The organism is Pseudomonas sp. 1176_21 (assembly GCF_052850635.1).
Genome location: NZ_VXCV01000004.1, coordinates 147411 through 170711 on the forward strand (window position 1 = coordinate 147411; position 23301 = coordinate 170711).

Below are 23301 nucleotides of genomic sequence, written 5' to 3' on the forward strand. Positions count from 1 at the left end.
CCCCTGGCGACCTGAGGGTGGTGCCGTTTACTCGTACTTGTAGCAAGGCACCACTTTTCCACCCAGCGAGACGATGGAGAACCTTTCCATTTTCGGCATGACGGCACAGGCCAGGCTCACTTGGGCCGCGCTGCAATGCAGCTCCTTTACCCAGATGGGATGATCCGCCTTGAAGCACTCGTGCTTCAGGTGCAGCAAATGTTGATCCAGTGGCATTCTGTCCGGGTCGCGTGGCATGGGGGCAGATGTCATCCTGGCGCGCTGCGTCGAATCAAACGCCAGGCGCAGGCACCGCAGCAGCCGTGGGTGCCGTGCCAGGTTGTTCCTTGAACCTGTCCATTCCCGGGTGACCTCTTCCAGGCCTTCGGCGACTTTGTATTGCTGCACCAGCTCCTTGATGGCGCGTGCTGCGGCGTGGCTCGGGTACAGCGAACAGCCACCGCCAACCACATGCACATCGGCGATTGTCTTGTCTGGGCAATAGGCAATGAAAACGGGATAGGGTATCTGGCTGGTGGCGTCGAACACTTCGATCGAGGCCCCGATGGCACCTTGCGCATCGCGCAAGGTTTGCAGCAATGCTTGCGGCATCGAGGCGTGAGCGATCTTTCTTATGGGTGTTTTGCACTCGTAAAAGAAGTGCTGTGCAATAAAGCGGCCGATACCGTGGCGCTCTATGACTTCGCTCGCGGCATGTATCGCCGCCTCGGCGAACCCGTAGCCTGCTGCCACACCCGTACCACAGGAATATCGGCGCGCAGCGCCATAGTCGGTATCATCGCCAGCGATGGCTTCATTGGCATACTGATGATTGATCAGGAATGACGGGTAGTGCAGATCAGCGCCGCCTGATGCTTCATGCGCCGCAAAGTGGATGACAGCCATCTGTGCAGTCTTCGAATGACGAAGCATCTGCACCGGCAGTACGTCCTGCAGGGCCGGTTGGGAAACAACCGAATCAAAACACTGCAAGGCGCTATGGGAGCGTAGTTGAAGTGGCCCCATGCTATGTTCATACGCTTCATACTTGGCGCCGATGCGCGCCTCTGCTTCATACCCTTTTCCGCAGCCGACAGACTCCATGTCACGGCTGTCAAAGGGGAATTCAAGCGTGGCCACAGTGCTGGACAGCGGGCTACCGTAACGGTTCAGGGTTACCTGTATTCCTTCGTTGATAAAGTGCTGATCTATCACACTTTCTGCATCTTGCAATGACAACGTTCGTTCGGGAGCAATCATGTTCATCGGCTGGAATTTCCATATACGCTGAAAGAAAAATGAGGCGCAGCAAGCGCCTCATTCATTTTCATCACTCAGCCAGTACAGCAGCTTCTTCTGGCGTGAACTCTTCTTCCAGCTTGACGCTATCCACTTCGTCTTCAGCAGGTTGGTCGACCTTGAACTCGTTGATATACATGCAGCAGTACTTACCCATGGAAATATCCTTTTCATGATGGATTCATGTGCGCACTTGTTTTCAGGTGCAGGTCGAGAGTAATACCGGCCACTTTCACTGCCCATAGGAAAAGTCCTGACTCCAGGCGTGAATACGTGGTTTATGGGGTGTTACTTGAGTGCCAGAATGCGCCGAAACAGGGAACAGTGTTTCCTACGCACAATTGCTGTGCGCACGCGAAAAGCAAAAAGCCCCTGAAACCGTAGGTTTCAGGGGCTCTTGCATGTATGGCGGAGAGATAGGGATTTGAACCCTAGGTACTGTTGCCAGTACAACGGATTTCGAATCCGTCCCGTTCGGCCACTCCGGCATCTCTCCAGTGGCGCGCATGATACCAGCAGTTTCCCCAAACGCAAAGCTTCTTGTGAAAAAAATTCGCGTGGTATCAGGCGCTTGCGTCAGTCACGCGCTTACAGCGGCACGCCCAGACGCTTGGCAACTTCTTCGTAGGCTTCGATCACGTCGCCCAGACCCTGACGGAAGCGGTCCTTGTCCATCTTCTTGCGGGTTTCCTTGTCCCACAGGCGGCAACCATCCGGGCTGAACTCGTCACCCAGCACGATCTCGCCATGGAACACGCCGAATTCGAGCTTGAAGTCCACCAGCAGCAGACCAGCGTCGTCGAACAGCTTGCTCAGCACTTCGTTGACCTTCAACGACAGCGCCTTCATTTTCACCAGCTGCTCGGCGGTGCCCCAGCCGAACGCAACCACGTGGGATTCGTTGATGAACGGGTCGCCCTTCTCGTCGTTCTTGAGGAACAGCTCGAACGTCGACGGCTCCAGCTTGATACCCTCCTCCACGCCCAGGCGCTTGACCAGGCTGCCGGCTGCGTAGTTGCGCACCACGCACTCGACCGGAATCATGTCGAGCTTCTTGACCAGGCATTCGTTGTCGCCCAGCAGCTTGTCGAACTGGGTTGGAATGCCGGCTTCTTCAAGCTTCTGCATGATGAAGGCGTTGAACTTGTTGTTCACCATGCCCTTGCGGTCGAGCTGTTCGATACGCTTGCCGTCGAACGCCGAGGTGTCGTTGCGAAACAGCAGGATCAAGCGGTCGGCGTCGTCGGTCTTGTACACCGACTTGGCTTTGCCGCGGTAGAGTTCTTCACGTTTTTCCATGATGGGCTCCGCTTGCTAAATTGAAATGGGCTAGGCGATTTCGCGCCAGTCGAGCCCGTAATCCTGATTCGCCACTTGCAGCCAGTCCGGGTCACACCCGAGGGCGTCGACGAAACATTGCCGGGCCAGCTGTGGCAGGTTGTTCTTGCTGCTGAGGTGGGCCAGCACCAGGTGCTGCAGGTTCTGCCAGCCCAACTCCGACACCAGGCGCGCGGCCTGGTGGTTGTTCAAATGTCCGTAGTCGCCACCCACGCGCTGCTTGAGGAACATCGGGTAATGCCCGCGGCCCAGCATGTCGCGACAATGGTTGGCTTCGATCAGCAAGGCGTCCAGGCCCTGATAGCTGTCGAGCAGGGCCGCGTCGTACGAGCCCAGGTCGGTCAGCACGCCAAACCGGCGGCGGCCATCGCTGAACACATACTGCAAGGGCTCCAGCGCATCGTGGCTGACGCCAACGGCGGCAATGCTCAATGCACCCAGCTGCAGGGTATCGCCAGCTGCCAGGAAGCCGCTGGGCTCCACGGGCTTGCGCATCCCGCGCAAGGTGCCACGACTGAGGTACACCGGCACATTGTAGCGCCGCGCCAGCAAACCCACCCCATGCACGTGGTCGGCATGCTCGTGGGTCACCAGCACCGCGCTCAACTGCGCCGCCGACACGCCGAGCAGCGCCAGACGCCGCTCGGTTTCGCGCAGGGAGAACCCGCAATCGACCAGTACGCAGGTACTGCCACTGACAATCAGCGTGCCATTTCCCTGGCTGCCACTTCCGAGTACGGCGAAGCGCACTTAACCCAGGTTGTCCTGGATGACGCTCAGCACGCGACGGGCCACATCGGCCGGGGCCACGGTGTTGATGTTCTTCTCGACCGTCACCTGCACGCTGTCACCCACCTTGCTCAGGCGTACCTGATAGCGCTCGGCGCGGGCTTCACGCTCTTCCTTGCTCGGCGCGCTGCCGAACAGGCGGCTGAAGAAACCAGGCTCCTGGTCCTTGGCCTCGGCTTTTTCGGCAAGGTTGATGTAGTACAGGCCCAGGCTGCGGTTGATATCCTCAACCCGCCATTCGCCCTGTTCCAGGGCACGGCCGACGCTGGACCAGGCGCGATCGAGGTCGGCGCCCAGGTTCAGTACCGGGTTGCCGCTGCCGTCTTCGCTCAGGCTGACACGGCTCGGGGTATCGAAGTCACGGGCCGCCAGCAGCGATACCGAACCGCCCTTCTCGGCGCTGCGGGTCATGCTGGCAAGCATTTCGTCGACCAGTGCAGCGTCCACACCGGTGTTCTCGGCGCGTGCCGGGAAGTCCTGTTCGGCGGTGCTGCCGGCAGCACGCTCGACGGTCACCACATAGACTTCACTGGTATTGCGCTGTACGCCCGGCTCGATGCGAACCCGGGCACGGATTTCATTGTTGCTGCTGCCTGCAACACCGCCCAGGCGCTGGGCCATGGACGCCGACAACTCGTCGAAACGCTGCCAGGTGGTGCTGAACTCGCCGGTCTGCGGGCGCTCTTCGGCGATGCGGAAGCCGTTGTCCTCGAAGAACTGGTGGGCCACCGGCCACACCTCGGCCGGGGCGCGCTGGGCCAGGACCCAACGCGAAGCGCCGCTCTTCTGCAGGCTGAAATCGCTGATGTCGGCACCTGCCGCCAACGGCTGTGGACGCGGCACTTCGAACTCGCCCTTGACGTTGTCGTCGGCGACGTTGCGCGGAATCGGCAGCAGCGGGTCAAGACGCTTGACGTTGCTGACATCCGGCGGCAGCTGCATCGGCGGCTTTTGAGTGGCCTCCAGATAATCGCTGCCCCGGTCACGGAAGTAACCCTCTTCGCCCCAGAGCCAGCCACAACCACTGGTGCTGGAGATGATCAAGGCAAGGGCGGAAAGACCAGCCAATCGCTTCATGCGGTGTACGTCCTCAATTAAAACTTCAGGCCGCACTGGCGCATGGCCTGGCGTACCGTATCGTGACAGGATTCGCTCAGCCAGGTCAGCGGCAGGCGGATGCCTTTGTGCATCAGGCCCATTTCGACCAAAGCCCACTTCACCGGAATCGGGTTGGCTTCGACGAACAGGTCCTTGTGCAGGGGCATCAGTTTTTCGTTGATGGCGCGGGCCTCGTCGGCCTTGCCTTCGAGTGCGGCGTTGCACAGGTCGGCCATTTCGCGCGGGGCGACGTTGGCGGTCACCGAGATGTTGCCTTTACCGCCCAGCAGGATCAGTTCGACGGCGGTCGGATCATCGCCGGACAGCACGATGAAATCCTTGCTCACGCCATCCAGGATAGCCTTGGCACGCTTGAGGTCGCCGGTGGCTTCCTTGATGCCGATGATGTTCGGCACGCTCGAGAGACGGATCACGGTCTCGGCCTGCATGTCACAGGCGGTACGGCCGGGCACGTTGTAGAGGATCTGCGGGATGTCGACGGCTTCGGCAATGTGCTTGAAGTGCTGGTACAGGCCTTCCTGGGTCGGCTTGTTGTAGTAAGGCACCACCAGCAGGCAGGCGTCGGCACCGGCGTCCTTGGCATTGCGGGTCAGGTGCACCGCTTCGCTGGTGGAGTTGGCACCCGTACCGGCGATCACCGGAATACGGCCGTTGACCTGCTTGACCACGGCCTTGATGACTTCGATGTGCTCATTGACATCCAGGGTCGCCGATTCGCCGGTGGTACCGACCGCAACGATGGCGTGGGTGCCGTTTTCCAGGTGGAAGTCCACGAGTTTGCTGAGGCTGTCCCAGTCAAGACGCCCTTGTGCATCCATGGGTGTGACCAATGCCACCATACTGCCCGCAATCATGAAGCTGCTCCTGCCGGAAAAAGAGAGCGGTAATGGTACTGGCGCCACAGGGCTTGCACAAGCGAAGCAGGCGGCAGGAGCATTCCCCTCGGCGACCATTTTCGCTACCCTTCTCTCTTTGATCGGTACACAGCGGCCCGCCGGGCTGCCGACAACGCGCCCCGACAGTGCCCGAGCCCTCGATCCTGAGCCACGGAACCACGCCGACAAGCCTATTTGCCCCGTCACGTACCGACCGCTCATCGCTTTAGGAATGCTGCATGTCCACCCCCACCGTTCGCGAACAATTCCTTGTCATCAGTGCCCTGGGCGCCAACCCCATGGAACTGACCAACATTCTGTGCCGGGCCAGCAACGACAATCGCTGCTCGGTCGTCACCTCGCGCCTGACCCGCCACGGCGAGTGCAGCGCACTGGTGCTGCAGGTCACCGGTAGCTGGGACGCCCTGGCGCGTTTCGAAGCGGCGCTGCCGACCCTGGCCAAGAAGCACACCTTCACCGTGAATGTGGTGCGTAGCGCCGAACTCGAAGTGCGCCCGCTGTCGCTGCCCTACGTCGCCTATGTCAGTGCCGCGTACCGCCCCGACATCATCAACGAGCTGTGCCAGTTCTTCATCGACCACAACGTCGAGCTGGAGAACCTGACCTGCGACACCTATCAGGCACCACAGACCGGCGGCACCATGCTCAACGCCACGTTCACCGTGACCCTGCCGGCCGGCACCCAGATCAGTTGGCTGCGTGACCAGTTCCTGGACTTCTCCGACGCCCTGAACCTGGATGCGCTGATCGAACCGTGGCGCCCACAGAACCCCATGTAAGGAAACCCGCAATGGCCGTAGCACTCGACCAACCCGTCGCCGATTTCGAGGCGCAAGCCACCGGCGCCAAGACCGTCAGCCTGAGCGGCCTGAAGGGTCGCCAAGTGGTGATCTACTTCTACCCCAAGGACAGCACCCCGGGCTGCACCACCGAAGGCCAGGGCTTTCGCGACCAGTACGCGGCGTTCCAGGCGGCCAACACCGAGGTGTTCGGCGTATCGCGTGACGGGCTCAAGTCCCACGAGAACTTCAAGGCCAAGCAGGGCTTCCCGTTCGAGCTGATCAGCGACAAAGACGAAGCCCTGTGCCAGCTGTTCGACGTGATCAAGCTCAAGAAGCTGTACGGCAAGGAATACATGGGGGTGGACCGCAGCACCTTCCTGATCGACAGCGAGGGTGTGCTGCGCAAGGAATGGCGCGGCGTGAAGGTGCCCGGGCATGTGGAAGCGGTGCTGGCGCAGGCGCAAGCATTGAACAACGGCTGAAGCGCTTCGCCGGCGAAGCGTGCGCCGCGGCTAAAGCAGCGGCGCCACCACCGGCTCACGCCGCGGCCAGGCGTCGAGCACCGCCTTGAACAGCGTAGCCAGCGGGATCGCGAAGAAGATCCCCCAGAAGCCCCACAATCCGCCAAACAGCAGTACTGCGCAGATGATCGCCACCGGGTGCAGGCTGACCGCTTCGGAGAACAGCAGCGGCACCAGCACGTTGCCGTCCAGCGCCTGGATGATCGCGTACACCGCCATCAGGTAGATGAACTGGTCGCCCCAGCCCCACTGGAACAGGGCAATCAGGGTCACCGGTACGGTTACCACCACCGCCCCCACATACGGCACCACCACCGACAACCCCACCAGCAGCGCAAGCAGCGCCGCATAGTTCAGGCCCAGTGCGATGAACGCGATGTAGGTGGCCACGCCGCAGATCAGGATCTCGATGCCCTTGCCGCGAATGTAGTTGGCGATCTGGCGGTTCATCTCCTCGGCCACGCGGGTCATCAGGGCCCGCTCGCGCGGCAGGTAGCCGCTGACCCAGCGCGCGATCTGCTCGCGGTCCTTGAGAAAGAAGAACACCAGGATCGGCACCAGCACCAGGTAGATCATGATGTTGACCAGCAACGGCAGGCTCGACAGCGAGAAGGTCAGCGCCCATTGACCGAACTTGCCGATCTCGCCGCGCATCGCCTCGATGGCCTGCAGCACCTGCTCATCCGAGACCAGATGCGGGTAGCGCTCCGGCAGCAGCAACAGCAGCGACTGCCACTTGCCAAGCATGCCCGGCAGTTCGTTGAACAGGGTGATCAACTGGTGCCAGAGCAACGGCACCAGCACCAGCAGGAACACCGCCAGCGCGCTCAGGAACAGCAGGAACACCAGCCCCACCGCCACCTTGCTGGGCACCCGCAGGCGCTCCAGCGCATTGACCAGGCCCTGCATCAGGAACGCCAGCACCATGCCCGCCAGCACCGGCGCCAGCATGCCGCCCAGGGTCAGTATCGCGGTGAACCCCAGAAACAGCAGGACCGCCAGCACCACCGCTTCTTCATCCGAGAAATAGCGGTGCAGCCAGCCACGAAGCACTTTGAACATCGGTGATCCTTAAAAAAAAGGGTTCAGGCTTTCTTGAGCCAGTAGGTGTAGACCCCGGCGTCGGCCTGCTCATGCAGCAGCGTATGACCGGCCAGGCGGGCAAAAGTGCGGAAGTCGCGCTGCGAGCCGGCATCGGTGGCCACCACCTTGAGTACTGCACCACTGCCCAGGCGGTTGAGCTCCATCTTGGCCTTGAGCAACGGCAAGGGGCAATTCAGGCCGCTGGCATCCAGTTCGGCGTCGCAGGGTACGGCATCGGTCATCGGGCTTCTCCAGGCAGGTGCATGCCCACGGCAGGTAGCGGCATGCACAGACCTCGTAGGATACCGCCACTGGTCGTCAACGTGTGAGCCGGCTACAGTAAGGTTCTTTGTCGACCCGAGCTTCGTGCATGAATTTTCTGCGCCCTACCCTGCTGACGCTGGCTTGCCTGCTGGCTCTACCGAGCCATGCCGACGACCTGCCGTCACTCGGCGACGCCAGCTCGGCCATCGTTTCCCCGCAACAGGAACACCAACTGGGCCGCGCCTGGTTGAGCCTGCTGCGCGGCAACGTGCGCCAGTTGTCGGACCCCCAGCTCAAGGACTACGTCGAAACCAGCGTCTACCGCCTTGCCGAAACCAGCCAGCTGCAGGACCGGCGCCTGGAGTTCATCCTGATCGACAGCAAGGAACTCAACGCCTTCGCCGCCCCCGGCGGGATCGTGGGGGTCAACGGCGGCCTGTTCCTGAACGCCCAGACCGAGGGCGAGTACGCCTCGGTGCTGGCCCACGAACTGGCGCACTTGTCGCAACGCCACTTCGCCCGCGGCGTGGAAGCCCAGCAACGCATGCAACTGCCGATGATGGGCGCCCTGCTGGTGGGCATCATTGCCGCCGCTGCCGGGGCTGGCGATGCCGGCATCGCCGCGATTGCCGGCACCCAGGCCGCCGCGATCCAGGAACAACGGCGCTTCTCGCGCCAGAACGAACAGGAGGCCGACCGCATCGGCATCCTCAACCTGGAAAAGGCCGGCTACGATCCGCGCAACATGCCGACCATGTTCGAACGGCTGATGCGCCAGTACCAGTACAGCGCCAAGCCACCGGAATTTCTGCTGACTCACCCGGTTACCGAGTCGCGGGTCGCCGACACCCGCAACCGTGCCGAACAGGCCCCCAAGGGCGGTGTGGACGACAGCCTGCGCTACCAGTTGATTCGTGCACGCCTGCAACTGACCTACGAAGGCACGCCGGGCCTGGGTGCCAAGCGCTTCCGCGCCCTGCTGGACGAAAACCCCAACCTGGATGCGGCGCGTTACGGCCTGGCACTGGCGCAGATCAAGGGCGGCCAGCTCAACGAGGCCCGCGAGAGCCTCAAGCCCTTGCTCGCCAAGGCACCCAACGACATCACCTACAACCTTGCGCAGATCGATCTGGACGTCACCAACAACCGCCTGGCCGATGCCCAGCAACGGGTGGAGAAGATGCGAGCCCTGTACCCGGGCAACTACCCGCTGCAGCAGTCACGCATCGACCTGCTGCTCAAGCAGAACCGCCCGGCCGAGGCAGAGAAGGCACTGGATGCGCTGCTCAAGAATCGGCCACAAGACCCGGATGTCTGGTATGAGGTGGCGGAGGTTCGCGGCCTGTCGGGCAACACAATCGGCCTGCACCAGGCTCGCGCCGAGTACTTTGCTCTGGTGGGCGACTTCGACCAGGCCTTGCAGCAGCTCGACTACGCCAAGCAGCGGGCGGGCAACAACTTTGTGCTGTCGTCGAAGATCGATGCCCGTCAGCGCGAGCTGATGGAACAGCAGCGGATGGTCAAGGACATGATGCGCTGACACGCATCAAGGTAGCGCGCACACCATATCGCGGGTCAGCCCCGCCCCCTTGTGGGAGCGGGCTCGACCCGCGATGCTGCTTTCAGGCGTTGCCGGAGAGCTTGAGCCGCGCCGCCTGGGTGAAGTCCAGCATGCGCTTGAGTGGCTTGAGTGCCTGCGGGATAAGCGCCGGCTCGACGAAGATCTCGTTGCTGCCCTCGCGCAGGCACTGCAAGGTGCGCTCAAGCGTGTTCATCGCCATCCACGGGCAGTGAGCGCAACTGCGGCACGCCGCGCCGTTGCCGGCAGTGGGCGCCTCGACGAAGACTTTGTCCGGGCACAGCTGCTGCATCTTGTAGAAAATGCCGCGGTCGGTGGCCACGATGAAGGTCTTGTTCGGCATGCGCTGCGCAGCCGCAATCAGCTGGCTGGTGGAACCCACCGCATCGGCCAGGTCGATCACCGCCTCTGGCGACTCGGGGTGCACCAGGATCGCCGCATCCGGGTACAGCGCCTTCATGTCCAGCAACTGACGCGACTTGAACTCCTCGTGAACGATGCAGGCACCGTCCCACAGCAGCATGTCGGCGCCGGTGTTCTTCTGGATGTAACGGCCCAGGTGCTGGTCAGGCCCCCAGATGATGGTCTCGCCGTTGTCCATCAGGCTTTCGACGATCTCCAGCGCACAGCTGGAGGTCACCACCCAGTCGGCCCGTGCCTTGACCGCCGCCGACGTGTTGGCATACACCACCACGGTGCGCTCGGGGTGCTTGTCGCAGAACGCCGAAAAGTCCTCCACCGGGCAACCCAGGTCGAGCGAGCAGGTGGCCTCCAGGGTCGGCATCAGCACGCGCTTTTCGGGGTTGAGGATCTTCGCCGTCTCACCCATGAAGCGTACACCGGCCACCACCACGGTCTTGGCCGGATGCTGGTTGCCGAAACGGGCCATCTCCAGCGAGTCGGACACGCAACCGCCGGTCTCCTCGGCCAGGGCCTGGATCACCGGATCACAGTAGAAGTGGGCCACCAGCACGGCGTCCTGAGCCTTGAGCTCGGCGGCGATGGCGGCACGGTAGTCAGCCTCTTGCTCGGGCGTCAGCGGCTTGGGCTGCTTGGCGTCGAGGTGGGCCTGGACCAGAAGGCGTTCGGAAATCTGGGTCATGTTCGCAAGACCTGCAGGCGCTAGTGCGCGTAAGTCGAGTGTATCACCGAGCCCTGGCAAATCGGATAACGGTTCAGCCTGTACGACAGAACCAAAGACCCTCTGCGGCCTCGGGTTTTATGGGTTGCCGAAGGCTACAGATAATCGAATGAATTCTAAAGGGTTTTTTGCCAAACCAGGCTGGCGGGGCAAGCCCGCCAGCCCAGCGGTCAGTTGCCTGCCGGTTGCAGGCCGCCGAGGCTGGACATCACCAGCGCGGCGAACTCTTCAACGGTCATCTTCTGCCCGTTGAAGGCCACCTGGCCATCGGCATAGTGCAGGTTGGCAATGATGTCATTGCCCTTGAGCGTGGCCAGCTTGGAATACAAGGCCATCTGCCCGACCATCTCGCCGGCCATTGCGGCCTGCTTGACCTGCGCCTCGTCCTGCCCTTCCAGGCTGGCCTGCAAGGCTGCCAGGTCACCGATCATCGGCTTGGACAGCGACAAGCTGCTCTGCAGTTTCTCGATCATCTGGCGCACCAGCTGATCGGAAGGCAGGTCGGCCGACGTCGGCTTGGCCAGGTCCAGGGTGAGGTTGAAGCGACTTTCACCGTTGGCGGTCTTGAAGGAAAGGTCCTCCACGGCCACCTGAGGCTTGCCCGCCAGCAACTGCATCATCTGCACCTGCATCAGCGCCTGCTCTTCGGCATTCAGCTCCAGCTCGGGCGGTTGGCCGGCAGCGGCCGTCTCCTGCAACTGGGGCATGTGCTTCTCATAGATCGCCATGATCGCCTGCAGCGCAGGGATATCGAAGCGGTTGACCGCCACCACCAGTTGCCCGCCGCCCACGGCCTTGCCGTCATAGGTGATGGCGTCGACCTTGTAGGCGGCCCTGGCATCGACCTTGTCGCCGTTGACCTTGTAGGTGTTGCGTTGCTCCACACCCTTGACGGTCAGCGGTACCTGGCGATCGCCAAAGGTGAAGGCGCTGTCGTCCAGGGTCACGTCGGCCTGGCCTTCATAGAAGTCGTAGGGCGTCAGGGTGAGGTCTGCAACCAGTTTCAGGCCCTTGAGGTCGAACTTGAGCGGCGGCGTCTCGCTATCGACCATCGACACCTGCAAGGTGCCCATGCTGCCGTCGAGCTTGAGGCGCTTGCCTTCGAAGTCACCGCTCATGCCCAGGTCGAAGCCGGAGAACTTCACCGACGAACCGTCCTTGGCGATGTCCAGCGGCATCAGCCTCAACGTGCCGTCATACGACTGGTCATAGCCCAGGCTGAACTCGCCCTGCACCGGCGAGACATCACCGCTGGCCGCATACCACTCGGCTGTGGTGGCATCCTTCTCGATCGAGGTGCTGGATGCCGCCATCACCGGCATCAGCTTGAATGCCTTGACCCGCTGCCAGGGAAACGGCCCGTGCTCGATGCGATCGACCAGGGTCAGTTCCAGGTTGCTCGGCTCATCGCCCAGCTCCAGGTTCTGCACGGTGAACCTGTAACGCGCGACACTGCTGAACAGGTGTTGCTCCAGCGATACCAGCTCAAGCCGCGCCGTGGCACCCAGGCCCTTGAACGACTTTTGCATCTGCAGATTGGACTGTGCGGTAGCGTGCTCCAGCACGCCAGGCAACTGCTTGCCCGTATACCACGCCCCGGCCGTGCATACGGCCGCTACGGCGACGGCAAGCCCGCACACCACTCCCAGTGTTTTCTTCATGAATTGATCCGTTTGCTATCCATATTGAGGTGAAGCGATGTTACTCGTTGACGTCCATGAACTCCCGCGCCCAGACGATGTAGTCGCCGGGTACGGTGTAGGTATGGGTGAGTTCGGTGGCACTGAGGTCCGAGGCGCTGCTGGTGATGCGGCGCTGCTCGCGCAGGCAGTCGTAGGTGGCCTTGATCGCGGCGAAGTAGGCGCCATGGCCATCCACGGCGATACGCACGCCCAGCTCGGCCAGACGCGTGTCGTCGTGCAGCTGCGGGTTGCCGTAGGTCACCAGCATCAGCGGCACGCTGACGTGGCGGGCAATCTCTTCGAGATGATCGAAATCGCGGATGCCGACCATGCACACGCCGTCGGCGCCAGCATTCTGGTACGCGACCACGCGGGCAATGACTTCTTCGACCGGGATCAGCGCGGCATTGGTGCGCGCGATGATCGACAGCTCCTGGTCGACGCGAGCCTCCAGGGCAGCGCGGATCTTGCCCACGCCTTCATCGATGCTGATCAGGTCGGTGGACTTGCGCCCGAACTGGGCAGGCAGCAGGGTGTCTTCGATGGTCAGCGCAGCCACGCCGGCGCGCTCGAGCTCGGTGACGGTGCGCATCACGTTCAGCGCGTTGCCGTAGCCGTGGTCGGCGTCGGCGATCACCGGCAGCTGTGCGACACGCCCGATGCGCGTGGCCTGCTCGGCAAATTCACTCAAGGTGATCAGGGCAAAGTCCGGAGCCGCCAGCACCTGTAACGAAGCCACCGAGCCGCCCAGGATGCCGACTTCGAAGCCGAGGTCGGCGGCGATTCGCGCAGACATCGGGTCGAACACGGAAGCCGTGTGATAGCAGACCGGGGAGGCCAGGAGTTTACGAAAGGCACGGCGCAAATCTTGGTGGGAGGCTCTAGGCATGATCATTCCAGTTTCTTCATCTTCATTCTGGAGGAGAACATACCATTCCTGCCCGACACTCCGACAGTCGCCAGACCCGAACCCAAACAAAAATAAGCGAACAGAAAACGAAAACGCCCCCCCTCCAGAAGCCCTGCACGCGCTGCCCCCTCCTCATTCTGAGGGAGAGACCAGTCGCGGCTTGCAGGGCTGTCGAGAGTGACCGCCCAAGGGCAATCTCAGACCGAGGCCACGATGAAGGTGCGCTTGAACGGGAACAGCGTGCGCCCGTCGTCCTCACGCGGGTAGTGCGCTTCCAGAAGCCTGAGGTACTTGCGCAGAAAGGCCTCACGGTCCTCGTCATCCAGGGAGCTGAGCACCGGGCGCAGTGCCGAAACCTTGACCCAGTCGAACACCGGCGACTGGCCTTCGACCACCTGCAGATGCTCGGTTTCCCAGATATCCAGCTTGCTGGTAAGCGGCGCCAGCAACCGGTAGTAGCAGTCCAGGGACAGGACATTGCGCGCCGACATGAACTTGCGCAGCTCCAGCGTGCCGATCACCCGGCCCGCAGGCCCGCATTCGCTCAGGGCCCTGAGCATCAGGTGGTACCAGGGTGCATCCCGCCAGTTGGGCATGTGCAGCGCCAGGTAGCCGCCGGCGTGCAGATTGCCGAGCAGCCGCGGCAGCAGGTTTTCGTGGTCCTCCATGAAATGCAGCACGGCAGCGGCGAACAGCAGGCTTGCCGGCTGCTTGGGCTCCCACTGGCCTATGTCGCTGTTCAGCCATTGGGCATTGACCGGCAGGGCTCGGGCCTCGGCGAGCATTTCCGCCGAGCTGTCGACGCCGAACAACTGTGCCTCCGGCCAGCGTTCGGCCAGCAGCCGGGTGGCGATTCCGGTACCACAGCCCAGATCATAGATGGACGCTGGTGCCTGCAACGGCAGGTGATCGAGCAGCTCGATCACCGGACGCTCCCTCAAACGCGAAAACTGCTGATAGCCTTGCGGGTCCCAGGTCGTACTCCCGCGCAGACCCTGTTGCTGTTTTACAAGCATTGCCACGTTCCTCTCGCTCCATGCGATCAATATTGCCGTCCAAGATTGTTCAACACCCTCAACATCAGCGCGATACCACGTCGCGTTTGCGGCTCGCGCAGCAGTTGCACCAGGCCCAGCAGGCTTGGTGGCTGGGTATCGCTGCTCTGCGCCTGCGCCATGCGCAGCGCGTTGCCCACGGTCCAGGTCAGGGCTGTCACGTCCTCGAACCCATGGGCCAGCTTGTCCACCATCGCGGTGTCGAGCAGGTCGACCAGGTCGGACCCCAGCGACAGCAAGTCGATGATGTTGTCCATGCGACCACTGACCAGCAGCGGTTCGAGTTTTTTCATCAGGGCATCAACGCCCGGGTGAGCAAGGTGTTCCACGGTAGGCTCGAAGGTTTCCATATCGACGTACTCCTGCACCGCTCGACTCAGATCATTCCACGGGCAACCGCCCAGTAGAGGCCCCGGTTGAATCCATTGCGCAACAGGCCGCCCAGCTTGGTCGGCGGGGTGGGCACCACATCCTGCTGGTAGTTGTAGGTCAGTGGCATGCCGGCGTTGAGGCCCATCTGCGCAACGGCCTGGACCTTCCCGTCGTAGACGGCGCAGGGGGTGCCCAGGCGGATCTCGCCGGCGATGTTGTTGGCCACCACCGGTGCCTGGTTATGGCAGGCACCGCCCGCCTTGCTGATGGGCAGGTCCATGGTGTCGCCGATCACGTAGACGTTCTCCAGGCCGTAGACCTGCAGGGTCTCGTGGTTGGTCGGCAGCCAGCCCTCGTTGTTGGGGGCCTGGGACGCACCGCTCTGTATCACCGCGTCCACTGCACGAATGGGTGGGGTCGCCATCAGGATGTCGAACGGCTGCGCCTGGCCTTCGGCCGAATAGGCAATACGTTGATCCGGGTCCACGCGGTCCAGGGTGAAGCCACGCTGAAACCTGATGTTCTTCTGTTCAAAAAGGGTGGGCAACAGTTCTCCGGTTGGCCGCTGCATGAACAGACAGTTTCTGAGCAATTGCGCAGTGGTCGGATAGGTATAAACAATTTCAATGTTATTGCGAACACCGCGACGGCGCAGCAAGTCATCCAGCATCAAGGTAGTTTCCACCGGCGCAATACCGCACTGATGCGGAACATTGGGCGTCTGTGGGAAAGAAACGGATATGAAGATGCGCCCTTTTTCAATCGTCATCAGACGTTGCGCCAATTGTCGCGCCGCCTTGTATTGATAGAAATGATCCCCCGCCTCCTGCAGCCCCTCGATGCGCTCGGGAGCGGGTACGCAGCCCGTCGCGATCACCAGAAAGTCATAGCCCACGCGCCTTCCAGAGCGGGTGTGCAGGGTTTGTCCGGGGAAGTCGAAGCGGGTCACCTCCTCCACCTGGAAGTCGATTTCAGGTCGCAACAGCGAACGCTCGGGCCGTTTCAGGTCTTCCTGGAAATAGCTGTTGAAGGCAACGTACATGAAGGCAGGTTTGTAATAATGATCCGGCGAATTCGACAGCAGTTTGACCGTGACCTGGTGTTTGAGTATTTCCGGGTACAGTTGTCTGACCAATTGATTGGCGAGCATCGTGCCGCCTACACCTCCCCCCACGACGACAATAGTTTTAGACATAGCCTCACTCCCTGGCTGGTTTTGAATCCATGCCAAGTACCATAGCAATTATAAAAAAATGCCATATACAGAATCGCTATAGCAAAACAGACATTAATTGCTGATTCAAAAAAATATTACCCTTCCACCGGTGAAACTCTGCCCACTTAGCATTATTCCTTGGCACAGGCAGACTCTCCTCTGCCGCTGGCTGCTTTGTGTGAAATTTTATTAACGTTTCAATTTTCACGCCTGATTGCTGTTGACTTCGCTCCCCCTCCTGAGTAAATTGCGCGGGCCGGAAATCCGGCCTTTTTTCAACTCACCAAAGAAGCCAATGGACATAGTATCTAGACGCTGTCTGGTCATTGCCGCTGCGCAACGCCAGGCACTTAACCCTGAAAATGACGGGACTCGACTCCGCGGTCGGGTAAGCTGCGCTAGGGCTTGATGCTCCAACGTGGCTTGCCTCCCCGGTTCGTCCGGTCGCGAGGCACACGTTATGTACTTCACTTCTTCTGCAATACCGGGCGTACGCGCCTTCACTTCAGCCCTGCGGGCCAGGCTTCTGCGCGCGCCCAGGCTGCCCGTGCGTGCGCCAAGCCTCCCCTGCGACTCCCCTGCCAGCAGCGCCTTGCGGGCCCGTTGGCGCGTCTGCTCCACAAGCGGCCAACGCCAGCAGCGCTGGAGCCTGGACGACAGTCAGGACCCACCGAGTCGGGGTGCCGCCCTGTTTCTGCAGCACGCCTGATCCAGGTTTGCATGCATTCGGGGTCCGTACTTCCCCTTGAATAAACGGCAACTTTGCGCTTATTAAAAAACGAATTTCCTAGTTGGAAAATTCGCCGGCACTTTATTGCCTTCGCATTAATAAAAATCTGTGGAGCACATTATGGAAGAGGCCAGTAGTCGGTTCGCTGCCTGTGCACGTTCATTCAACAGGCAGCGAACGTCACCGCTAAAGATCCCACTCTTCGAATCGATCGCCTGCCCGCGACTCGACATACTTTCACTCGCCTATGATTAGTTGAGTTGTCGGTGTGTCGTGCCGCGAGCAGGCGGCAGGAGCACAGACCATGACTGTAAAAAACCCAACACCCCGCCACACCCACCCCACCCGTGACAGCAACAAGCTGTCGATGCGCGCCGCGCGCGAGGCCCAGAACGGCCTGGCCGTTACCCTGGCCAACGTCAACTCCAGCCCCGCCGGGCTCACCGAAGAAGAAGCCCAGGGCCGCCTGCAACGGGACGGCCACAACGAAGTGGCCCATGACCGTCCGCCCCATGCACTGGTGCAGTTGCTGCACGCTTTCAACAACCCCTTCATCTATGTGCTGATGACCTTGACGGGTATCAGTTTCTTCACCGACTTCTGGCTGCCGCTGCAGGCCGGCGAAGAAACCGACCTGACCGGCGTGATCATCGTGCTGGTGATGGTGTTGGCGAGCGGCGTGATGCGTTTCTGGCAGGAACACCGATCGGCCAAGGCCGCCGAAGCCCTGAAGGCGATGGTGCGCACCACCGCAGCCGTGCTGCGGCGCGAGCAGCTAGGGGCCCAGGCGCGGGTTCGAGAACTACCCATGCGCGAACTGGTGGTGGGCGACATCATCCAGCTGTCTGCCGGCGACATGATCCCCGCAGACATTCGCCTGATCGAGTCCCGCGACCTGTTCATCAGCCAGGCAGTACTGACCGGCGAAGCCTTGCCAGTGGAAAAGTACGACACCCTGGGTGCGGTGCAGGAAAAATCCGCCAAGGCCCAGGCCGCCGACCAACAGGACCTGCTGGACCTTCCCAACATCTGCTTCATGGGCACCAACGTGGTCAGCGGGACCGCCACGGCCGTGGTGGTCGCCACCGGGGCTCGGACCTATTTCGGCTCACTGGCCCGCTCCATCGTCGGCTCCCGCGCGCAGACCGCCTTCGACCGCGGGGTCAACAGCGTGAGCTGGCTGCTGATCCGCTTCATGCTGGTGATGGTGCCCATCGTGCTGCTGATCAACGGCTTCACCAAGGGGGACTGGGCCGAAGCCTTCATGTTCGCCCTGGCGGTAGCGGTTGGCCTGACCCCGGAAATGCTGCCGATGATCGTCAGCGCCAACCTGGCCAAGGGTGCGGCCGCCATGGCCAGGCGCAAGGTAGTGGTCAAGCGCCTGAACGCGATCCAGAACTTCGGCGCCATGGACGTACTGTGCACCGACAAGACCGGCACCCTGACCCAGGACCGCATCATCCTCGAACACCATGTCGATGTCGGCGGCAACCGCTGCGACGAGGTGCTGCAACTGGCCTGGCTCAACAGCCACCACCAGAGCGGCATGAAAAACCTCATGGACCGCGCCGTGGTCAGTTTCGCCGAGGACAATCCGCAGTTCACCCCTCCGGCAGCCTGGCGCAAGGTCGATGAACTGCCCTTCGACTTCGTACGTCGGCGCCTGTCGGTGATCCTGGCCGATGCCAGTGGTGGTCACCTGCTGGTGTGCAAGGGCGCCGTGGAAGAGATGCTGGAGACCGCCAGCCGGGTCCGCCAGCAGGGCACTGCCGTAAGCCTGGATGCCGAGCGCCGTTCGGCCCTGCTCAAACTCGCCGAGGCCTATAACCGCGACGGCTTTCGCGTGCTGCTGGTGGGTACCCGCCAAATAGCCGCAGGCGAGACGCAGACCCAGTACAGCGCCAGTGATGAGCGCGAGCTGATCATCGAAGGCTTGCTGACCTTCCTCGACCCGCCCAAGGAAAGCGCCGGCCCGGCCATCGCCGCACTGCGCGACAACGGCGTGACGGTCAAGGTACTCACCGGCGACAACCCCACCGTTACCGCCAAGATCTGCCGGGAAGTGGGCCTGGAGGCAGGCGAGCCGCTACTGGGCCGCGACATCGAGCACATGGACGATGAGGTGCTCGCGCGCCGGGTCGAAGAGCGCACGGTGTTCGCCAAGCTCACGCCACTGCAGAAGTCCCGCGTACTCAAGGCCCTTCAAGCCAACGGCCACACCGTCGGGTTTCTGGGTGACGGGATCAACGACGCCCCTGCCTTGCGCGACGCCGACGTCGGCATCTCGGTGGACAGCGGCACCGACATTGCCAAGGAGTCGGCAGACATCATCCTGCTGGAAAAGAGCCTGATGGTACTGGAGGAAGGGGTGATCAAGGGTCGCGAGACCTTCGGCAACATCATGAAGTACCTGAACATGACCGCCAGCTCCAACTTCGGCAACGTGTTCTCGGTGCTGGTCGCCAGTGCCTTCATCCCCTTCCTGCCGATGCTGGCGATTCACCTGTTGCTGCAGAACCTGATGTACGACTTCTCCCAGCTGGCGCTGCCATGGGACAAGATGGACAAGGAGTACCTGGCCAAGCCACGCAAATGGGATGCCCGGAACATCGGGCGGTTCATGCTGTGGATAGGGCCAACCTCATCCATTTTCGACATCACCACCTTCGCGCTGATGTGGTACGTGTTCGCCGCCAACAGCGTGGAAATGGCCAGCCTGTTCCAGTCGGGCTGGTTCATCGAAGGGCTGCTGTCCCAGACCCTGGTGGTGCACATGCTGCGCACCCGCAAGATCCCGTTCATCCAGAGCACTGCAGCCTTGCCGGTAATGCTGGCGACGGGGCTGGTGATGGCGCTGGGAATCTACGTGCCCTTCTCGCCGCTGGGCAGCATGGTCGGCCTGGTTCCGCTGCCGTGGGAATACTTCCCTTGGCTGGTGGGCACACTGCTCAGCTACTGCGTGGTCGCCCAGACCATGAAGACCTTGTACATCCGCCGCTTCAAGCAGTGGTTCTGAAGAACGTGGCTCAGGGAGAACGCCTATGCGCGTACTGATTTGCGCCGGCCGCCATTACGCCGACAGCCGGGTGTGCCGGCAGGTTCTGGAAGCTTTCCAGCGCCTGCACCCGGTGCAGGTGGTCATCCACGGTGGCAGTCAGTTTCTCGGTGCACATATCGAGGACTGGGCCCGGGAAAACGCAGCCCACATCGTGCGCTACCCACCCAACTGGCAGCACCACGGCAAACAGGCCGAACGCCTGCGCAACCGCTTCATGCTGGCCGATAGCCGACCGGACATCGTGCTCGCGCTGCCCGGCGGGGCAGACACCGAAGAACTGCTCGAGCAGGCCCGAAGCCAGGGCCTGCAGACACTCTCGGCAGGCAACCCGTAAACCGGTGACCCCCTCCCGCGCCAGCTCGCACCCAGCCGAGCTGGCGCGAACGCAATCTCCAGGTCAACCCGCAGATCACGGTTCAGTTGCTGAACAGGGAGGGAAATTCAACAGACGAAAAAAAACCCGCTTTCTCATGGAAAGCGGGTTTTTCGAAATGGTGGGTCGTGTAGGATTCGAACCTACGACCAATTGGTTAAAAGCCAACTGCTCTACCAACTGAGCTAACGACCCGTTGCGTGGGGCGTATAATACTGATTTCCTTAAGGAAATCAACACCCCACCGTAAAAAAAATCAAAAATATCGGGTTGGGTCGGTCACGCCGGCTGCCCGGAAGCCATCTGCACGCAGGCGGCAGCTGTCGCACTTGCCACAGGCACGGCCTTGGTCGTCAGCCTGATAGCACGACACAGTGAGGCTGTAGTCGACACCACGCGCCATGCCCGCCTGAACGATCTGCGCCTTGCTCAGGTTCTGCAACGGTGCCTGGATGCGAAAGCCCTGCCCCTCGACACCGGCCTTGGTGGCCAGGTTGGCCATGCGCTCGAATGCCTCGACGAACTCGGGACGGCAATCCGGATAGCCCGAGTAATCCACCGCGTTCACGCCGATGAAGATATCCCGCGCCTGCAACACCTCGGCCCAGCCCAGCGCCAACGACAGGAACACGGTATTGCGCGCCGGTACGTAGGTCACTGGAATGCCTTCACCCGGCGTCTCGGGTACATCGATGCTGCTGTCGGTCAGCGCCGAACCACCAATACCATCCAGGCTCAGGCCGATCACCTTGTGCTCGACTGCACCCAGGTCACGGGCAACTCGCGCAGCGGCGTCCAGTTCGGCGCGATGACGCTGGCCGTAGTCGAAACTCATGGTATAGCAGCTGTAGCCTTCGGCCTTGGCCATCGCGACCACCGTGGCCGAGTCCAGGCCACCAGACAGCAGGATTACCGCACGTTTCTCAGTCATGACATCACTCCCCAATCAGCGTCCCGGCTCGTCGTTCCACAATTGCTTGTGCAACTGCAGTTGAAAACGAACCGGCAAATTATCGGCCACGATCCAGTCGGCCAGGTCGCTGGCCTTGACCTGATGGTGGCTCGGCGAAAACAGCACCTCCCCGGCACGCTTCTCCAGACCATACTGGATCAGCTTGGATACCGCCCAGTCATAGTCTTCACGGGAACAGATGACGAACTTGACCTGATCGTTCGGGGTCAGCAGCTCGATATTCTCGTAGAGGTTGCGGTGCATCTCTTCGGAGCCCGGCGTCTTGAGGTCCACCACCCGGCTGACGCGCTGGTCGACCTTCGAGATGTCCAGTGCTCCGCTGGTTTCCAGCGACACCTCATAGCCGGCGTCGCACAATTGCTTGAGCAAGGGGATGGCGTTGGGTTGGGCCAATGGCTCACCGCCAGTGACGCACACGTAACGCGGGCGAAAACCAGCCACCTGCTCGAGAATCGAGTCGAGGCTGCGCACGGTGCCACCACTGAAGGCATAGGCACTGTCACAATACTGGCAACGCAAAGGGCAGCCGGTGAGACGTACAAATACCGTGGGCAGCCCAGCGGTACGCGTTTCACCCTGCAACGAGTAAAAAACTTCGGTAATTCGTAATGTGTCTTGCATAGTCGCCACGGGCGTAACAGCTAAACAGGCTGTCCGCCTCCGTCAGGCACTGCAGCGAACCCGGCATCGCGTAGTTCGCAGCAGCGTGTGTCAATAAAAGGGCATCGATTCTAACGAAAAAACCCGCGACTAGCGCGGGTTTCTTCCAGGCGGGCAGTTCAGAGCTTCTGCAGGTCGCGCTGGGCCAACTGTGCGGCGGAGGTACCCGGGTACTGGGTGACCACCTGCTGCAGAATACCCTTGACCCGGTCGGTGTGACCCAGGCGGCGCTCGACATCGGCCAGCTTGTACAGCGAGTCCGGCACCTTGCTGTGCTTCGGATACAGCTGGCTGACCTTGGCAAACGCCTGGCCAGCGCCCTGCAGGTCGCCCTTGGCAAGATTCACTTCACCCAGCCAGTACTGGGCATTGCCGGCGTACTGACTGTTGGGGTACTTGCGCAGGAAGGCATTGAATGCCTGGCTGGCCTTGTCGAAATCCTTGGCCTTGATCAGGTCGAAAGCAGCGTCGTAATAGAGCTTTTCTTTCGCCGGGTCGCCAGGTTCGCTATTGGCCGCAGAGGCGGTGGCCGCGCCTGCAGCGGCACCGGCGGCTACATCACCACCGGTGGAAGAATTCTCGGGAGTTGCAGCGGGTGCACCGCCGGCTCCGATACGCCGATCCAGGTCCTGGTAACGCTCCAGGCCTTCCTGTTTCAGGCGGGCTACATCGTTTTGCAGTTCTTCGATCACGCCTTGCTGACGCGAAATCTGATCCTGCATCTGCTGCAATTGCATGAACAGCTGACCCTGCGCCGAGGCAGGGGCCGAAACCCCTCCCCCGGCGTAGGCGCCGCTCGTACCATAACCCGCTGGCGGATAACTGCTTGCGCCGTTATAGCCAGCGTTGTCATCAACAACAGGAACCTCGGCCCAGGCCACGAGTGGCAGGGCGAGAGCCAGGACGGTTACAGCACGGCGGCACGTTCGCATATCGAATTACTTACGCAGTTCGACGCGACGGTTCTGAGCCCAGGATTGCTCGTCGTTACCGGTAGCAACTGGACGCTCTTCGCCGTAGGAAACCAGTTCCAGTTGGGCTGGGGAAACGCCTTGCAGTACCAGGTAGCGCTGTACGGCTTTAGCACGACGCTCGCCCAGGGCCATGTTGTATTCGCGAGTACCACGCTCGTCGGTGTTGCCTTCCAGGACGACGCGAGCGCCATTGCCTTTCAGGTCTTTGGCGTGAACGTCCAGAGCGCGCATGGCTTCTGGCTTCAGGTCCGAGCTGTCGTATTCGAAGTAGAAGGTGGTGATTGCGCGCAGAGCGGCTTCTTCGCTCAGGGAACCGTCAACAGCACCGGTGTTAGCGCCGTAACCAGCGTTTGGATCAACAGCGCCTTCACCAGCGTTGTCGCCGCCCTTGGAGGAGCAACCTACAGCTACAGCCATGGCCAGAGCCAGCGCAGCAAACTTACCAAACTTCAGCATTTCCATCGTGAAACTCCTAATGAACCCCAATGTGTTAAGTGTTACGTAAAGC

Annotated in this window: 23 protein-coding genes and 2 tRNA genes; 5 read left to right on the forward strand and 20 right to left on the reverse strand. The window is 61.5% G+C overall.

The window, feature by feature from the left end:
• Nucleotides 1–27: 27 nt before the first annotated feature.
• The 7 genes from FW760_RS11475 to dapA all read right to left on the reverse strand — a co-directional run bounded on the left by FW760_RS11475 (nt 28) and on the right by dapA (nt 5378).
• On the reverse strand, nt 28–1245 hold the full coding sequence (locus FW760_RS11475; RefSeq protein ID WP_054914966.1) for a YcaO-like family protein: 1218 nt from the start codon (nt 1243–1245) through the stop codon (nt 28–30).
• Between the two features lie 64 nt (nt 1246–1309).
• Nucleotides 1310–1435 carry a hypothetical protein gene (locus tag FW760_RS11480; RefSeq protein WP_254996984.1) on the reverse strand — a complete coding sequence of 42 codons (126 nt, stop codon included), beginning with the start codon at nt 1433–1435 and terminating at the stop codon, nt 1310–1312.
• Nucleotides 1436–1684: 249 nt separating this feature from the next.
• A tRNA-Ser gene (locus FW760_RS11485) sits at nt 1685–1774 on the reverse strand.
• A gap of 92 nt (nt 1775–1866) precedes the next feature.
• Nucleotides 1867–2577, reverse strand: coding sequence for a phosphoribosylaminoimidazolesuccinocarboxamide synthase (purC, locus tag FW760_RS11490; RefSeq protein ID WP_010223163.1), 711 nt, complete (start codon nt 2575–2577; stop codon nt 1867–1869).
• Nucleotides 2578–2607: 30 nt separating this feature from the next.
• Nucleotides 2608–3366 carry an MBL fold metallo-hydrolase gene (locus tag FW760_RS11495; RefSeq protein WP_043864220.1) on the reverse strand — a complete coding sequence of 253 codons (759 nt, stop codon included), beginning with the start codon at nt 3364–3366 and terminating at the stop codon, nt 2608–2610.
• Complete coding sequence (gene bamC, locus FW760_RS11500; RefSeq protein ID WP_043864221.1) at nt 3367–4482, reverse strand: outer membrane protein assembly factor BamC; 1116 nt, start codon at nt 4480–4482, stop codon at nt 3367–3369.
• A gap of 17 nt (nt 4483–4499) precedes the next feature.
• Nucleotides 4500–5378: a 4-hydroxy-tetrahydrodipicolinate synthase gene (dapA, locus tag FW760_RS11505; RefSeq protein WP_043864222.1), complete on the reverse strand. Its 879-nt coding sequence runs from the start codon at nt 5376–5378 to the stop codon at nt 4500–4502.
• A gap of 260 nt (nt 5379–5638) precedes the next feature.
• On the opposite strand from dapA, the gene FW760_RS11510 reads away from it, so the two are divergent.
• Nucleotides 5639–6199: a glycine cleavage system protein R gene (locus tag FW760_RS11510; protein ID WP_043864223.1), complete on the forward strand. Its 561-nt coding sequence runs from the start codon at nt 5639–5641 to the stop codon at nt 6197–6199.
• 11 nt (nt 6200–6210) lie between these two features.
• Entirely contained in the window at nt 6211–6684 is a 474-nt protein-coding gene (locus tag FW760_RS11515; protein WP_116053105.1) for a peroxiredoxin, read from the forward strand.
• A gap of 30 nt (nt 6685–6714) precedes the next feature.
• Here the strand turns inward: FW760_RS11515 and FW760_RS11520 are convergent, their stop codons facing one another.
• Together FW760_RS11520 and FW760_RS11525 are read right to left on the reverse strand one after the other, a co-directional pair.
• A complete protein-coding gene (locus FW760_RS11520; protein ID WP_043864225.1) occupies nt 6715–7785 on the reverse strand; it encodes an AI-2E family transporter in 1071 nt (356 codons plus the stop codon).
• A gap of 23 nt (nt 7786–7808) precedes the next feature.
• A complete protein-coding gene (locus tag FW760_RS11525; protein WP_043864226.1) occupies nt 7809–8048 on the reverse strand; it encodes a sulfurtransferase TusA family protein in 240 nt (79 codons plus the stop codon).
• Nucleotides 8049–8176: 128 nt separating this feature from the next.
• On the opposite strand from FW760_RS11525, the gene FW760_RS11530 reads away from it, so the two are divergent.
• Nucleotides 8177–9610 (forward strand): M48 family metalloprotease, encoded by a 1434-nt coding sequence (locus FW760_RS11530; protein WP_043864227.1) that lies wholly within the window; start codon nt 8177–8179, stop codon nt 9608–9610.
• An 82-nt stretch (nt 9611–9692) separates the two neighbouring features.
• On the opposite strand, the gene nadA is transcribed toward FW760_RS11530, so the two are convergent.
• The 6 genes from nadA to FW760_RS11560 all read right to left on the reverse strand — a co-directional run bounded on the left by nadA (nt 9693) and on the right by FW760_RS11560 (nt 16004).
• Nucleotides 9693–10751 (reverse strand): quinolinate synthase NadA, encoded by a 1059-nt coding sequence (gene nadA / locus FW760_RS11535; RefSeq protein WP_043864228.1) that lies wholly within the window; start codon nt 10749–10751, stop codon nt 9693–9695.
• 209 nt (nt 10752–10960) lie between these two features.
• Entirely contained in the window at nt 10961–12451 is a 1491-nt protein-coding gene (locus tag FW760_RS11540) for a YdgA family protein (protein WP_058541515.1), read from the reverse strand.
• A 40-nt stretch (nt 12452–12491) separates the two neighbouring features.
• The gene (locus FW760_RS11545; protein ID WP_043864299.1) at nt 12492–13361 is read right to left on the reverse strand and encodes an isocitrate lyase/PEP mutase family protein; all 870 of its coding nucleotides are present in this window, start codon (nt 13359–13361) and stop codon (nt 12492–12494) included.
• Between the two features lie 218 nt (nt 13362–13579).
• Nucleotides 13580–14398, reverse strand: coding sequence for a methyltransferase domain-containing protein (locus FW760_RS11550; RefSeq protein WP_043864230.1), 819 nt, complete (start codon nt 14396–14398; stop codon nt 13580–13582).
• Between the two features lie 26 nt (nt 14399–14424).
• A complete protein-coding gene (locus FW760_RS11555; protein WP_058541513.1) occupies nt 14425–14787 on the reverse strand; it encodes a DUF1641 domain-containing protein in 363 nt (120 codons plus the stop codon).
• 26 nt (nt 14788–14813) lie between these two features.
• The gene (locus FW760_RS11560; RefSeq protein WP_100634526.1) at nt 14814–16004 is read right to left on the reverse strand and encodes an NAD(P)/FAD-dependent oxidoreductase; all 1191 of its coding nucleotides are present in this window, start codon (nt 16002–16004) and stop codon (nt 14814–14816) included.
• A gap of 1055 nt (nt 16005–17059) precedes the next feature.
• Between FW760_RS11560 and mgtA the strand changes: the two genes are divergently transcribed.
• On the forward strand, nt 17060–19771 hold the full coding sequence (gene mgtA / locus FW760_RS11565) for a magnesium-translocating P-type ATPase (protein ID WP_058541511.1): 2712 nt from the start codon (nt 17060–17062) through the stop codon (nt 19769–19771).
• 25 nt (nt 19772–19796) lie between these two features.
• On the forward strand, nt 19797–20147 hold the full coding sequence (locus FW760_RS11570) for a DUF2493 domain-containing protein (RefSeq protein WP_043864234.1): 351 nt from the start codon (nt 19797–19799) through the stop codon (nt 20145–20147).
• 158 nt (nt 20148–20305) lie between these two features.
• On the opposite strand, the gene FW760_RS11575 is transcribed toward FW760_RS11570, so the two are convergent.
• The 5 genes from FW760_RS11575 to pal all read right to left on the reverse strand — a co-directional run bounded on the left by FW760_RS11575 (nt 20306) and on the right by pal (nt 23255).
• Nucleotides 20306–20381: transfer RNA gene (locus tag FW760_RS11575), tRNA-Lys, on the reverse strand.
• A 61-nt stretch (nt 20382–20442) separates the two neighbouring features.
• Nucleotides 20443–21117, reverse strand: coding sequence for a 7-cyano-7-deazaguanine synthase QueC (gene queC / locus FW760_RS11580; RefSeq protein ID WP_058541509.1), 675 nt, complete (start codon nt 21115–21117; stop codon nt 20443–20445).
• A 15-nt stretch (nt 21118–21132) separates the two neighbouring features.
• A complete protein-coding gene (queE, locus tag FW760_RS11585; RefSeq protein ID WP_043864236.1) occupies nt 21133–21780 on the reverse strand; it encodes a 7-carboxy-7-deazaguanine synthase QueE in 648 nt (215 codons plus the stop codon).
• A gap of 158 nt (nt 21781–21938) precedes the next feature.
• A complete protein-coding gene (gene ybgF / locus FW760_RS11590; RefSeq protein ID WP_446443792.1) occupies nt 21939–22751 on the reverse strand; it encodes a tol-pal system protein YbgF in 813 nt (270 codons plus the stop codon).
• Between the two features lie 6 nt (nt 22752–22757).
• On the reverse strand, nt 22758–23255 hold the full coding sequence (gene pal / locus FW760_RS11595) for a peptidoglycan-associated lipoprotein Pal (RefSeq protein WP_042121796.1): 498 nt from the start codon (nt 23253–23255) through the stop codon (nt 22758–22760).
• Nucleotides 23256–23301 lie beyond the last annotated feature (46 nt).

What these genes read in the sequence shown, in the direction of transcription:
- FW760_RS11520 (WP_043864225.1), bottom strand. Translation starts at nt 7,785, where the DNA reads ATGTTCAAAGTGCTTCGTGGCTGGCTGCACCGCTATTTCTCGGATGAA.
- FW760_RS11560 (WP_100634526.1), bottom strand. Translation starts at nt 16,004, where the DNA reads ATGTCTAAAACTATTGTCGTCGTGGGGGGAGGTGTAGGCGGCACGATG.
- purC (WP_010223163.1), bottom strand. Translation starts at nt 2,577, where the DNA reads ATGGAAAAACGTGAAGAACTCTACCGCGGCAAAGCCAAGTCGGTGTAC.
- FW760_RS11570 (WP_043864234.1), top strand. Translation starts at nt 19,797, where the DNA reads ATGCGCGTACTGATTTGCGCCGGCCGCCATTACGCCGACAGCCGGGTG.
- FW760_RS11540 (WP_058541515.1), bottom strand. Translation starts at nt 12,451, where the DNA reads ATGAAGAAAACACTGGGAGTGGTGTGCGGGCTTGCCGTCGCCGTAGCG.
- mgtA (WP_058541511.1), top strand. Translation starts at nt 17,060, where the DNA reads ATGACTGTAAAAAACCCAACACCCCGCCACACCCACCCCACCCGTGAC.
- FW760_RS11510 (WP_043864223.1), top strand. Translation starts at nt 5,639, where the DNA reads ATGTCCACCCCCACCGTTCGCGAACAATTCCTTGTCATCAGTGCCCTG.
- queC (WP_058541509.1), bottom strand. Translation starts at nt 21,117, where the DNA reads ATGACTGAGAAACGTGCGGTAATCCTGCTGTCTGGTGGCCTGGACTCG.
- FW760_RS11480 (WP_254996984.1), bottom strand. Translation starts at nt 1,435, where the DNA reads ATGGGTAAGTACTGCTGCATGTATATCAACGAGTTCAAGGTCGACCAA.
- FW760_RS11545 (WP_043864299.1), bottom strand. Translation starts at nt 13,361, where the DNA reads ATGCCTAGAGCCTCCCACCAAGATTTGCGCCGTGCCTTTCGTAAACTC.
- FW760_RS11525 (WP_043864226.1), bottom strand. Translation starts at nt 8,048, where the DNA reads ATGACCGATGCCGTACCCTGCGACGCCGAACTGGATGCCAGCGGCCTG.
- FW760_RS11530 (WP_043864227.1), top strand. Translation starts at nt 8,177, where the DNA reads ATGAATTTTCTGCGCCCTACCCTGCTGACGCTGGCTTGCCTGCTGGCT.
- queE (WP_043864236.1), bottom strand. Translation starts at nt 21,780, where the DNA reads ATGCAAGACACATTACGAATTACCGAAGTTTTTTACTCGTTGCAGGGT.
- FW760_RS11550 (WP_043864230.1), bottom strand. Translation starts at nt 14,398, where the DNA reads ATGCTTGTAAAACAGCAACAGGGTCTGCGCGGGAGTACGACCTGGGAC.
- bamC (WP_043864221.1), bottom strand. Translation starts at nt 4,482, where the DNA reads ATGAAGCGATTGGCTGGTCTTTCCGCCCTTGCCTTGATCATCTCCAGC.
- FW760_RS11515 (WP_116053105.1), top strand. Translation starts at nt 6,211, where the DNA reads ATGGCCGTAGCACTCGACCAACCCGTCGCCGATTTCGAGGCGCAAGCC.
- dapA (WP_043864222.1), bottom strand. Translation starts at nt 5,378, where the DNA reads ATGATTGCGGGCAGTATGGTGGCATTGGTCACACCCATGGATGCACAA.
- pal (WP_042121796.1), bottom strand. Translation starts at nt 23,255, where the DNA reads ATGGAAATGCTGAAGTTTGGTAAGTTTGCTGCGCTGGCTCTGGCCATG.
- FW760_RS11475 (WP_054914966.1), bottom strand. Translation starts at nt 1,245, where the DNA reads ATGAACATGATTGCTCCCGAACGAACGTTGTCATTGCAAGATGCAGAA.
- FW760_RS11555 (WP_058541513.1), bottom strand. Translation starts at nt 14,787, where the DNA reads ATGGAAACCTTCGAGCCTACCGTGGAACACCTTGCTCACCCGGGCGTT.
- nadA (WP_043864228.1), bottom strand. Translation starts at nt 10,751, where the DNA reads ATGACCCAGATTTCCGAACGCCTTCTGGTCCAGGCCCACCTCGACGCC.
- ybgF (WP_446443792.1), bottom strand. Translation starts at nt 22,751, where the DNA reads ATGCGAACGTGCCGCCGTGCTGTAACCGTCCTGGCTCTCGCCCTGCCA.